Source organism: Streptomyces sp. SS1-1 (assembly GCF_008973465.1).
Taxonomy (GTDB): Bacteria; Actinomycetota; Actinomycetes; order Streptomycetales; family Streptomycetaceae; genus Streptomyces.
In genome coordinates this window covers 23,742-35,567 of the sequence record NZ_WBXN01000004.1, presented here as the reverse complement: position 1 = coordinate 35,567, position 11,826 = coordinate 23,742, and the positions used below count along the sequence as shown (strand labels likewise).

The 11,826-nt window shown below is 71.5% G+C and carries 9 protein-coding genes; 7 read left to right on the top strand and 2 right to left on the bottom strand.

Annotated elements, in window-relative coordinates; all coding sequences use genetic code 11:
• The first annotated feature begins 91 nt into the window (after window positions 1-91).
• Window positions 92-430, top strand: a complete 339-nt coding sequence (locus F8R89_RS01490) for a MerR family transcriptional regulator (protein WP_151782217.1) — start codon at window positions 92-94, stop codon at window positions 428-430.
• A gap of 100 nt (window positions 431-530) precedes the next feature.
• Here F8R89_RS01490 and F8R89_RS01485 read toward each other — a convergent pair whose 3' ends face one another.
• Entirely contained in the window at window positions 531-1,292 is a 762-nt protein-coding gene (locus tag F8R89_RS01485; protein ID WP_151782216.1) for an isocitrate lyase/PEP mutase family protein, read from the bottom strand.
• Window positions 1,293-1,589: 297 nt separating this feature from the next.
• Here F8R89_RS01485 and F8R89_RS01480 point away from each other — a divergent pair, with 297 nt between their 5' ends.
• The 5 genes from F8R89_RS01480 (at window position 1,590) to F8R89_RS01465 (ending at window position 8,466) form a co-directional block, all read left to right on the top strand.
• A complete protein-coding gene (locus F8R89_RS01480; protein WP_151782215.1) occupies window positions 1,590-1,943 on the top strand; it encodes a hypothetical protein in 354 nt (117 codons plus the stop codon).
• 190 nt (window positions 1,944-2,133) lie between these two features.
• Window positions 2,134-2,256 (top strand): hypothetical protein, encoded by a 123-nt coding sequence (locus F8R89_RS37070; RefSeq protein ID WP_264158880.1) that lies wholly within the window; start codon window positions 2,134-2,136, stop codon window positions 2,254-2,256.
• A 325-nt stretch (window positions 2,257-2,581) separates the two neighbouring features.
• Window positions 2,582-3,562, top strand: a complete 981-nt coding sequence (locus F8R89_RS01475; RefSeq protein WP_151782214.1) for a hypothetical protein — start codon at window positions 2,582-2,584, stop codon at window positions 3,560-3,562.
• A 66-nt stretch (window positions 3,563-3,628) separates the two neighbouring features.
• The gene (locus tag F8R89_RS01470; RefSeq protein ID WP_151782213.1) at window positions 3,629-5,458 is read left to right on the top strand and encodes an HSP90 family protein; all 1,830 of its coding nucleotides are present in this window, start codon (window positions 3,629-3,631) and stop codon (window positions 5,456-5,458) included.
• 2 nt (window positions 5,459-5,460) lie between these two features.
• Window positions 5,461-8,466 (top strand): hypothetical protein, encoded by a 3,006-nt coding sequence (locus F8R89_RS01465; RefSeq protein WP_151782212.1) that lies wholly within the window; start codon window positions 5,461-5,463, stop codon window positions 8,464-8,466.
• Between the two features lie 136 nt (window positions 8,467-8,602).
• Here the strand turns inward: F8R89_RS01465 and F8R89_RS01460 are convergent, their stop codons facing one another.
• The gene (locus F8R89_RS01460) at window positions 8,603-9,280 is read right to left on the bottom strand and encodes an alpha/beta fold hydrolase (RefSeq protein ID WP_225994289.1); all 678 of its coding nucleotides are present in this window, start codon (window positions 9,278-9,280) and stop codon (window positions 8,603-8,605) included.
• Window positions 9,281-9,699: 419 nt separating this feature from the next.
• Here F8R89_RS01460 and F8R89_RS01455 point away from each other — a divergent pair, with 419 nt between their 5' ends.
• The gene (locus F8R89_RS01455; protein WP_225994606.1) at window positions 9,700-11,769 is read left to right on the top strand and encodes a hypothetical protein; all 2,070 of its coding nucleotides are present in this window, start codon (window positions 9,700-9,702) and stop codon (window positions 11,767-11,769) included.
• The last annotated feature ends 57 nt before the right edge of the window (window positions 11,770-11,826 follow it).

Below are 11,826 nucleotides of genomic sequence, written 5' to 3'. Positions count from 1 at the left end.
GCACTGCGCCGGTAGATGGTGTTGAAAGCTCGGGGCCCGAACGCCAGGACGGCGTTCGGGCCCCCCGACGCGTCCCCGGAAGAAGAGGTCTATGCCCGCTGCCACATCGCGCCCCGTCGACAACCTCGACGACGACGACTACCCCGCCTACACGATGGGCCGGGCCGCCGAGATGCTCGGCACCACCCCCGCCTTCCTCCGAGCCCTCGGCGACCACCGCCTGATCACACCTCTGCGCTCCGAGGGCGGCCACCGGCGCTACTCCCGCTACCAGCTGCGCATCGCCGCCCGGGCTCGCGAACTCGTCGACCAGGGCACCCCCATCGAGGCCGCCTGCCGCATCATCATCCTCGAAGACCAACTCGAAGAAGCCCAGCGCATCAACGAGGAGCTGCGCGCGCACGCCCACCAGGGGAAGCCCTCCGCCTGACCCCGCGGACCGAACGATCGCCGCCCTGTCCTCGCGTTGCGGCACCGGGCACGCGCGTGCAGCGGCTTCCGGCAGACGGCCCCGTCACTCGGTCGGCTCCTCAGGGCGCCCAGGGCTTCAGCATGTCCTTCATGCTGTCGGCCAGGGCGAACTGCAGGAGCGGGCCGTACGTGATGCGCCGGACTCCGAGGCGGCGGAACCGCTCGAGATCGTGCTTGGCGGGATGGGCGGTGGAGTTCACCGGCAGGCTGACGGCCCCGGTCACGGCGGTGAGCAGCTCGTCATCGTCCTGAATGCCCACCGGGTAGACGCTGTCGGCGCCGGCCTCTTCCAGGGCCCGCAGCCGCTCGATCGCGTCATCGAGGACACCGGAAGCATCCGACGCGTGCATGAAGAGGTCGGTGCGCCCGTTCACCCAGACCGGGACTCCCGCGTCGTCAGCCGCCGTGCGAAGGCCGGCCACGAAGCGTGCGTGCTCGTCCGTGCTGCGCACGCGGCCACCGTCCGAGTGAACGGTGTCCTCGATGTTGAGTCCGACGCCGCCGACCTGGATGAGCCCGGTGATGAGGTCGGCGGGCTTCTGCCCGTAACCGGCCTCCAGGTCCACGGAGACGGGGACATCGACGGCCGCGATGATCGGTCGGACAGCGGCGAGCACTTCCTCGAAGGTCTGCCCCTCGTGGTCATCGGCCCCACGCGAGTCCGCGAGAGGATGGCTGCCGATCGTCAGCGCGGGGAACCCGGCGGCCACGGCCGTGCGGGCGGACCAGACGTCCCAGACGGTCGGCAACACGAGCGGCTCGTTCTGTGCGTGCAGTTGCTTGAGGCGTTGAGCGCGTTCCACGGTGGTGTGAAGGTCCATGCGAAGCACGCTACCCCGCGACTCCACGACAACGTGCGCACAGCCGTTGGAGGGACGAGGGTGGAGAACGTTGCGGTCGGACGGCGCGTCAGTTGCAGGGCTCGGCTGTCGTTCGAAGATGGTGTATGCCGCCGTGACCGCGTCGCACGCCGCCCGGAATGTACGGCGCAGTGTGACCTTTTGTGTACGTGACCGAATAGGCGGCGACATTGTGGTTTTCCAGCCGTGGGGTGTAACACGGCGGCGAATACGGGGCGCTGTAGAGGGAGAAAACACACCCGTCAGAGCGGATTCCCCATGAACAACACCGACCCGGCTTCCGGATACCGGAGCTACGACCGTCCGCCGGCGCCCGACCACTCGGTTCGCAACCAGAACGCCGCACGTAGAACGGCCCTCACCATCTGCACGATCGCCGACGTGGCGGCCGGCCTGCTGGGGTTGTGGATCGTGCTCCACCTGCTCGACGCCAACCAGGCGAACCCCTTCGTCGAATTCGTGCACGGGGCGGCAGATTGGCTGTCCGGGTGGGCACAGGATATTTTCACCATGGACACAGAGGGGCTACGGGTCATCCTCAATTATGGACTTCCGGCCGTCATTTACCTCTTGATCGGCCACGGCATTGCCGCGCGGATCAACCGAGCCTGATCCGACGTGAACGTGGCGCTTCCGTGGGCCTCGCGAAAGCCGAAAACCGAAAGCCGAAGGTTGAAGGTCGAAGGTCCAAAGCCGAGCGCCGTGCCGAAGCCGCTACCGCAGACGTGTCCGAGACGGAAAGGCCAGCACAGTGACAGGTAGTTGGAACCAGGGGGACCCCCCACCGATCTACGAGGACCTCGTGCGCGAGCGCGGGGACGCCGTGGCGGATGCTCAGGCGGCTGCCGAGCAGGCGCAGTACCAGGCGGCCCAACTGCTGGGCAGCAGCGCCCCGCTGCACCAGCCGCGTCCGCCGCGGGTGTGAGGGACGGGGAACAGCCGTGCGCTGCGGCAAACGGGTCGCAAGACCGACCCTGTGAGCTCCGGCTTTTCCCCGTGCGCGTGGCTCGTGCAGGGGAGGGCAGGCACGTGCATCTCCGGTTGCCCGCCGGTTGCCTGCCCTCCCTCGCGCCGACCTCGACGCCGGAGCCTGGCGTACCCGGAACCGGCGCCCCTGTGCCGGACGTACCGGCACACCCCGTACGACCTGGGGCGTTCGCGTGAGCCCGATGTGAAAACCCTGTGCCATCACTGTCAGTGGGGCGCCCTATGATGCGCGAACGATCACGCGGACCAGGGGAGGGCGCGACATGTTCGGCAAATTGTTCGGCAGGGGTGGGGACGGATCGGGGGCGGATCCGTACGCGCTGCCGACACCGCGCAGGAAGAACGGGACGTACGTCCTGCGCGCCCTCGGGGACGCACGGGCGCTGGCGGTCGAGGAGGCGGCGGGCACCGGTGACTGGGAAGCGGTCAAGGCCGCCCTCGCCCCCTTCGACCTGGGCCACGACCACCAGGTCCTCGGCAGGCTGGCCGTCCTGGACGGGGTGCAGGACTGGATCGTCCGCGCCGTCGAGGAGGACAAGGAGCACCGGGCCCTGGCCCTGCTGATATCCGGGGCGCGGCACGTCAACTGGGGCTGGGAAGCCCGCACCAGCGCGCGTGCCGTGGACGTCAAGCGGGAGCAGTGGCAGGTCTTCCACGAACGGCTGAACATCGCCGAGCAGCACCTGTTCGAGGCCGCCGAGCTGCGTCCCGACTGGATCACGCCGTGGCGTCACCTGCTCACCTCCGCGCGCGGCATGTCGCTCGGCTCCGTGGTCGCGGAGACCCGGCGTGACGCCGCCCTGCGCCGTGACCCGCTCGACCTGGAGGTCCACCTCGAATGGCTGTCCCAGCTCCAGCCCCGCTGGGGCGGTGAGCCGGGCGAGGCCCTGCGGTTCGCCCGAGCCGCGTTCGCCAAGGCACCCGACGGGCACCGGCTCGGCTGCGTGATCGCCATGGCGTACATCGAGGAGTGGGTGGAGTCCGACGACAGCGCCTGCCTGCAGCAGCCCAGAATCCGGACCGAGCTGAGGCAGGCGGCGCAGCGCAGCATCCTGCACCACGCCTACGAGCGCCGTCCGGGCTGGCAGGGCGACTACAACTTCTTCGCCATGGCGCTGTCCCTGGCCGGAAGCAGCACGGCCTCGAACGTCTTCCGCGAGCTGGAGGGCGCGTACACCGAGTGGCCGTGGACGTACATGTCCGAACCGCAGAAGGCGTACGCGCGCTTCCGCAAGGCCTTCTGAGCCCGGTTCGCCCCCGTCCGCCGCCGTTCACCCGTCGCACGCCTTCACACACACTTCGGACCGCCGATGACCCTGCCCCAGAACACCGCCGACCGCACCTTCCAGGTCGACCTGCGTGGCCTCGTCGACCTGCTCTCCCACCACCTCTACTCCAGCCCCCGCGTCTACCTGCGTGAACTGATGCAGAACGCGGTGGACGCGCTCACCGCCCGGCACGCCCTCGAACCGGCCGCCCCGGCCGGCGCCTTCGGCATCCGGCTGTACGCCGACACGGCCGTGGTCCGCGTCGAGGACGACGGCGTCGGCCTCACCGAAACCGACGTGCACACCTTCCTGGCCACGATCGGCCGCAGCAGCAAACGCGCCGACGGGATCGCCGAGCAACGCGGCGACTTCATCGGCCAGTTCGGCATCGGCCTGCTGTCCTGCTTCCTGGTCGCGGACGAGATCCACGTGGTCAGCCGCTCCGCCCGCACGCCCGACGCGCCCGCCGTGGAGTGGCGGGGACGCGGCGACGGCAGCTACACCGTGCGCACCCTGCCCGCCTCCGCCCGGCCCCGGCCCGGCACCACCGTCACGCTGACCCCGCGCGCCGACGCCGGCGAGTGGACGCGGCCCGCGCAAGTACGGTCCCTCGCCGGGCACTTCGGCTCGCTGCTGCGCCACCCGGTGACCTTCGACGACGGCACCGGCCCCGCCGTCCCGGTCAACCCCGAGACGGCGCCCTGGGCGCGGACGTACCCGACGCCGGGTGCCCGCTCCCGCGCGCTGGCCGCCTACGGCGAGGAGGTGTTCGGCTTCGCCCCGCTGGACACCATCGAACTGGACCTGCCGGCCGTGGGCCTGCGAGGCATCGCCTGCGTACTGCCGGAGACGGTGCCGGCCGGGCGCCGTCACGGCCACCGGGTGCACGTCAAGGGCATGCTGCTGTCCGAGCAGGCGGAGGAGATCCTGCCCGACTGGGCGTTCTTCGTCCGCTGCGTCGTCGACGCGGAGAGCCTGCGCCCGACGGCGTCCCGCGAAGCCCTGTACGAGGACGACACCCTCGCCGCCGTCCGTGACGCGCTCGCCGAGAAGCTCCGCGCGTGGATCGCCCGCGTCGCCGCCAGCGACCCGGACCTGCTGCACCGCTTCCTCCAGGCGCACCACCTGTCGGTGAAGTCGCTCGCCGTGCACGACGACGAGATCCTGCGGATGCTGCTGCCGTGGCTGCCGTTCGAGACGACCGACGGCCACTGCACCCTGGACGAGTTCGCCCGCACCCACCGCACCGTACTGGTCACGTCCAGCGTCGAGGAGTTCCGGCAGGTCGCGGCCATCGCGTCGGCCGCCGGGCTCGGCGTGGTCAACGGCGGCTACACCTACGACCGTGAACTGGCGCACCGGCTGCCGGAGATCAGGCCCGAGGTGAGCGTCGCCGACCTCGACCCGGCGACCCTGACCGCGCACCTCGACCCGGTCGACCGGGAGACGGAACTGGCCGCCGCGGCCTACCTGGCGCTCGCCCGGGACGCCCTCGTGGTGTTCGACTGCGACGTCGCGCTGCGCGCCTTCCAGCCGGCGTCCGCGCCCGCCCTGCTCGTCGACAGCCGCGAGGCCCGGCACGAGCGCACCCGCTCCCGGCTCGCCCGTGAGCAGGACGGCGGCCTGTGGGGCGACATCCTCGGCGCCCTGCAACAGGAGGCCCCGCGCGCCCAGTTGATCCTCAACCAGCTCAACCCGCTGGTGCGCACCGCCGTCACGATCGACGAGCCCGAACTGGCCCGCACCAGCGCGGAGGCCCTGTACGGGCAGGCCGCGCTGCTGTCCCGGCGCCCGCTGCGGCCCGCCGAGTCCAGCCTCATCAACCGCTCCTTCCTCGACCTTCTCGCCCACGCCCTGCGCAAGGACAGCTGACGATGCAGACCGCACCCCAGACCACCGACGAGCTGTTCGAGGCGCTGCGGGAGAACGACCGGCGCCCCTACGGCCGCACCCGTACCGTCACCGCCGAGGAACTCGCCGAGGCGGCCGAGCTGTTCGGCGAGCCCGTGCCGCTGATCCACGCCCTGCTGGAACTCCAGGAGGCGTACACGTACGGCTCCGAGCCGCGGAAGTCGCCCGTCGTCTTCGCCCGGCTGCTGAACCTCTTCGACGAGCAGCCCGACGTGTTCGACGCCCGGCTGCGCCATCAGCTGTTCTGGCGGTTCAAGTGGGTCGCCAACGCCCTGCGCAGCCTGCCCGAGATGCCGCTGACCAGCCTGCGCCAGTGGCAGACGGAGATGCGCGACCGCTACGAGAAGGCAGGGCTCGACCTCCAGCCGTACTACGGACAGGCGTACCAGCTCGCCGCCCACGTCGGCGGCGACACCGCCCTCGCCTACGAGCTGTGGGCGGGCCGGACCCGCGGCATGCTCAGCGACTGCGAGGCGTGCGAGACCTGCGAGCGCGCCCTGTACCACCTGGCGGTGGGCGACGACGAGCGGGCGCTGCGCGCCTGGGAGCCGGTGCTGGCCGGCGAGGAGTCCTGCCAGGAGGAGCCGGCCCGCTCCATCTCGTACGCGCTGCTGCCGCTGCTGCGCGCCGGCCGCACCGACGAGGCGCGCCGCCTGCACCTGGCCGGCTACCGCGGCTGCCGCCGCAACCCCTCGATGGCCGGGGAGATCGGCCGCCACCTGGAGTTCTGCGCGCTCACCGGCAACGAGGCACGCGGCCTGGAACTGCTCGCGGAGAACCGCACCCTCTTCACCGAGGTCGACTCGCCCCTGGCCCAGCTCGACCTGCTCACCGGCGTGGAGGTGCTCCTCGCCCGGGTCGAGGCGCTGGGCCACGGGGAGCTGCCCGCCGCCGGGTTTCCCGGCCGGAGCTGGACGGTGGCGTCGCTGCGCGCCGAGGTGCGGCGCCGCGCCGACGACCTGGCCGCCCGCTTCGACGCCCGCAACGGCACGACGGCCCACACCGACCGCCGCGCGGCCCGCCTCGAGAGGGCGCCGCTGCTGGAGTCGCTGGAGCTGACCCTGCGCCCGCGCACCCTCGACGACGTCGTCCCAACGGCCGCCCCGGCCGCGCCGGCACCGGCCGATGCGCTGCCCGAGACGACCGCCGAACTGATCAAGCGGGCGCGGGAACTGGACGAACAGGGCCACCCGGACGCGCACGCGTGCTGGTCCCGCCTGCGCACCCTCACCACCGAGCCGGACTACGTCCACCCGGACGATCCGGACGTCGGACCGCTGGTACGGCTGCGGGCGGACCTCCTGGAGGAGGAGGCGACGGTGGCGGAGCGCAAGGAAGCACACGCCGACGCTGCGGCGCTCTACGACGAGGCCGCGACCCTGTACGAGGACGCCGGGCTCACGGGTCACGCGGTGATCGCCCGCGCGAGGGCGGTGCTGGCACGCACCCAGGTGGCTCCGACAGAGCCGGAGGCGGAGGGCGCGGAGGCCGCCACGTCCGAGGGCCCCGACGCCCAAGGCACCGGTTCCGAGGGCGCGGATCCGGAGGCGATGGCCGCGGCCCGGGTCGAGGTCCTCGACGAGGCCCACGCGGAGCTGGTGCGCCTGCACGAGCAGGCGTCCGGGATCGCCCCGTACCTCGAGGCGCGGCTGCTGCGCCTGCGGGTCAGCGCGCGTGGCCTGCGCTTCCAGGCCTCCGGGGACAGCGAGCACGTGCCCGCGATCCTCGCCGACGTGGAACTGGCGTACGACTTCGCCACCCGGCACCACCTCACGGGCCAGATCGCGGCCGCACGCCTGCTGCGCGCCACCACACACGCCATGGCCGGCGACCTGCCGACCGCGATCGCCGAGGTGGACGGCCTGGTCGAGTCCCTGCGGACCGACGGTCCCGCCTGGCACCTGCCCCGCGCGCTGTCCCTGCGCGGCAAGATCCAACTCGGCCTCGGTGACGCGGAGGCCGCCCACGCGAGCCTCACCGAAGCGGTACGGCTGGCCGCCCAGTGGCCCGCCGAAGCGGTCGACGCCGCGAGCCTGCACGGCGAACTGGCGCAGGTGTCCGTGAACCTGGGCCGCCACGACGCGGCGCTGCGCCACCTGACGCGGTCGGCGGAGCTGGAACTGCGGACGGGCACCCGCTTCGACGCCTTCTGCACCTACAGCAACGCCGCCCAGCTCAGCCTCGACATGGGACGGATCGAGGACTGCATCGCACTCCTCGATTCCCTGCTCGTGGAGCCGGACGTCGTCGACGGCGAACTGGACGACCGGCTCGTCGCCCAGCTGCGCCTGACCCGCGCCCGCGCCCTGCGCGCCGGTGACGACCTCAAGGCCGCCACCGCGGAGTTCGTCGCCCTCGCAGCCGAGTCGGCCGGCTGGGACGACGACCCGGGCAGCCACGCCATGATCGCGGCGGAGACCGCCATGCTGCTCGGCGAGGCGGGGGAGTTCGCCCAGGCCCGGGAGGCCGTGGACCAGGCGCTCGCCGCCCACGCCCGCGACCCTCGGTACGAGCACGTCAGCAACGCCCTGCGCGAGCTGGCCCGGCTCCGGACCCAGCAGCAGGGCCCGGAGGGCCTGACCGAAGCCCGCGCCTTCCTGGACGACGCCGGCCGGGTGGCCGACGAAGCCCGCACCGCCGGCTTCGAGGCCCACGGCCGCTCCCTGGACACGGCCCTGGCCTACGAGCACGGGCGGATCAACGCCTACGCCGGCGCGTACGACGAGGCGCTGGCCGCACTGGAGAAGGCCCTCGGCCTGCTTGGGGAACCGGGTGAGGACGCCGACGTGGCGGGGGAGTGGGCGGAGTGCGTCCGCCTGGCCGGCATCGTCGAGGGCGTCTACCTGGAACGCCCCGGCCCGGCCCTCACCCGGGTCGAGTCGGCGGCGTCCCGGCTGAGAGCCCTCGGCCACACCGAGGAAGCCGAGTCCTTGACGGGGCTGGCGGAGCGGCTGCGCGACGGGGAGTGAGCGGTGCTGGTGCCGGAGCGGGGTCTTCCCCGCCCCGGCACCAGCGGCACCATCGTCCGGTGACGGTGGGCACCGAACAGACCCGGCGTCCGTCCACCCCCACGGGGAGTACGACCCAGGGGAGAGCGGCTGCGTGTCAGGCGGAGCCGGGCGGCAGCGCGCCCAGAACGGCAGCGAGGCGTTGCGGGTCGCGGCGGGCGATGTTGTGCCCGACGGGGATCTCGTGAACCCGCCAGCCAGAGTCGCTGCGCAACCGTTGCGTCAGGGCCACGAACGGGCTGCCCGGCCACGCCCCACCGCTGATGAACGTCTTGCCGAGCGGACGGGCGGGGTCGCCTCCCAGCGTGATCGACTGCACGAAGCTCGCCAGCGGGTGCGGCCGCGCGCGCGGATCGAGTCCCTCGGGGACCGCCACCCACCGGCCGTCGGCGCGGGCGCCGGACATGAACAACTCCCGGAAGCGGTCGCTGGTCAAGGACCAGCACGAATCCCCGTCGTCCGGGACGTAGGCGTCCATGAAGACGAGCTGGTCGAGGCGGTCGCCGAGCCGATCCGCGACACCGGCGATCACCATCCCGCCGTAGCTGTGCCCACACAGCGCGACGGGCGTTCCGTCGCCGCGGTCGATGATCTCGGCCACCTGGGCGATATGGGCGTCGAGATTCGGCGGACGGTCCACGTCGACCTGACGGTCCGCCTCCAGCCCCGACAGGGTCACCGCCTCGACGTGATGACCGTCCCGGCGCAGCTCGGCAGCCACCGAGTCGAACACCCATCCGCCCTGCCAGCCACCCGGCACCATGACGAATTTCACCTCGCCATCGTAGGCGGGGTCGGGTTCCGCCCAGAGGGGGTCAGCAGCCGAACCGACTCGGCGGTGCGCCCCCGGCACCCACAGTCCGCGCCCATGATGTTCACCCAGCTCACGCGCTACGTCGCGTTCGCCGCCGCGCCCGGACCCAGACCACCGCGCTGATGGTCTGCAGCTGGACCTCTCGGCTCTGCACCACCTGGACCACGCCGATCCTGCGGCGCACAGACATTCACCGCGAACGGAAGGTGAACCTCTACTTTCATTCAGACGTACAACCTTCCACATCTTTCTCATGTCGAACGGGTGTACTGCGGCATCGCCGCCTCGCGCAGCCTTCCAAAGAGGAAACACCCTTGCCCATGTTGATCCGTTGGCTTTGTGCCGTGCTTCGTGTGCGGGGGACGGCCGACTTGCTCCTCGTGCTTCTGTTCGGCACCGCTTTCGCGACCCTGCCGGTGTTCGCCCTGATGCCGTCCCTGTGGGGCTTCGCCGCGGCCTCGGCCGTGACATACGTCGCCGACGAGGCGCTGCACGTGCGGGCGCCCGCCTTCGTGCGCCGGCTGGCGGCGCTGCAGTTCGACCGCACCCTGCGCTTCGCCGTGCGGACGGCCCTGCTGCTCGTCCTGGCCCAGCGCATGGACGTACCGACCACCCTCCTGGTCGCGGGGCTGGCCGCCTTCAGCCTGCACTTCGCACTCGTCACGCTGTACACCGCCGTGCACCACGCTGTGCGTCGCCGGCGCGAGCTGCCCATGGCCGTCCGCAATCTCGACATGAGCGCGGCGGGTATCCCGCAGAGCCCGCCCGCTCCGCTGTACCGCCGGTTTTTGCGGAAGCTGCTGCACCTCGATGTGCCGGCCCACATAGGACTGCTGGCCGCGCTGGCCGCAGGGACCAGCCACCCGGCCGAGACCGGCTTCGCGCTCACGCTGGGGCTGTCCCTGGCCGCGGTGCTGGCCATGCTGGTGCAGCTGCGCCGGGTACGCCGGATGCCGGCACCGGACGAGGTGATCTCCGAGGTCAACCGGCAACTGGCCGGATACCGGCCCGAGGTGGCGCTTTACTTCAGCTTCGCCTCGGTGTCGCGGGACTTCATGTACCAGGTCAACATGTGGATCGAGACCCTGGAACAGCTCGACCGGCGCGCGCTGATCATCCTGCGTGAGCACGCCTCGTTCCGATACCTGAGCCGCACCCGGCTCCCCGTGATCTGTGTCCCCAAGGCCGACGACCTGGCCAAGCTGGAACTGCCCGACGTCCGGGTCGTCCTCTATCCCGGCAACGCCGGCAAGAACGTGCACATGCTGCGGGTCGCCGAGGCCAAGCACGTCTTCATCGGGCACGGCGACAGCGACAAGCTCGCCAGCAGCAACCGGGTCAGCAAGGTCTACGACGAGATCTGGGTGGCCGGCCGCGCGGGCCGCGACCGATACCAGCGAGTACGGCACGCCATCAGCAACCAGGCCATCGTCGAGGTGGGCCGCCCCCAGCTGGCGCCGATCCGCCCGGCCTCCGAGCACACCCCGGCGAGTCCGCTGCCGACCGTCCTGTACGCCCCCACCTGGGAGGGGTGGAGCGACGACGACTGCCACACCTCTCTGATCCCGATGGGCGTACGCCTGGTCGAGCAGCTCCTCGCGGAGAACGTGCGGGTTCTCTACAAACCGCATCCTCTCACCGGCAAGCGCTCGGCCGAGGCGGCCGCCGCAGACCGGACCATCCGCGAACTGCTCGACGCCGACAACGAACGCCACGAGACCTCCCAGGCCGAAGCCGCCGCCCCGCGCCTGAAGGAGCTACGGACCCGCCTGGACGGGCTGACAGGCAGTCACCATGGCGACCACGCCCAGCAGACCCGAGACGCACGCCTGCCGGACGACGATGGCGCAGGCGAATGGAACGCACTGCATGCCGCCTGGCACGAGCTCTACTGGGAGAGCCAGGGGGTGGTCCGCCACCAGGTGATCACCGGGCAACTGCCCACGCTCTACGAGTGCTTCAACCAGGCGGACCTGCTCATCAGCGACGTCTCCTCCGTCGTAGCCGACTTTGTGGCCAGCCTGAAGCCGTATGCCCTGACCAACGCCCAGGATCTGCCCGACGATGACTTCCGGGCCGCATACACCACCGCGGGCGGCGCCTACCTGCTCGACCGCGCCTGCACCCGGCTTCCGGAGATCCTCAGGTCGGTCCGCGCACCAGGCCACGACCCGATGGAACCGCACCGCCGTACCCTCAAGGAGTACGTCCTCGGCCCGGACCATCCCACGTCCATCGAGCGGTTCAACGCCGCCGTCAACGCTCTGGCCGACAGATCGACGGCGGAACGGGCCGAACCTGACCCGGACCGACGCCACGACGTCGTGATCCCCTACCAGCGTGCCGGCACGGACAGCACGAACGAGCCGGAGAACGAAACGGCAGCCCGGGAGACGCTGGAGGAGGCCGCACGCTCGCCCCAGGGCGGAGGCCCGGGAAGGATCGGCTGACGGTGTGCGGGTGTGCGGGTGTGCGGGTGTGCGGGTGCGCGGGTGTGCGGGTGCGCC

Coding starts and splice junctions, on each gene's coding strand:
- F8R89_RS01490 (WP_151782217.1), top strand. CDS start 92: ATGCCCGCTGCCACATCGCGCCCCGTCGACAACCTCGACGACGACGAC.
- F8R89_RS01485 (WP_151782216.1), bottom strand. CDS start 1,292: ATGGACCTTCACACCACCGTGGAACGCGCTCAACGCCTCAAGCAACTG.
- F8R89_RS01480 (WP_151782215.1), top strand. CDS start 1,590: ATGAACAACACCGACCCGGCTTCCGGATACCGGAGCTACGACCGTCCG.
- F8R89_RS01475 (WP_151782214.1), top strand. CDS start 2,582: ATGTTCGGCAAATTGTTCGGCAGGGGTGGGGACGGATCGGGGGCGGAT.
- F8R89_RS01470 (WP_151782213.1), top strand. CDS start 3,629: ATGACCCTGCCCCAGAACACCGCCGACCGCACCTTCCAGGTCGACCTG.
- F8R89_RS01465 (WP_151782212.1), top strand. CDS start 5,461: ATGCAGACCGCACCCCAGACCACCGACGAGCTGTTCGAGGCGCTGCGG.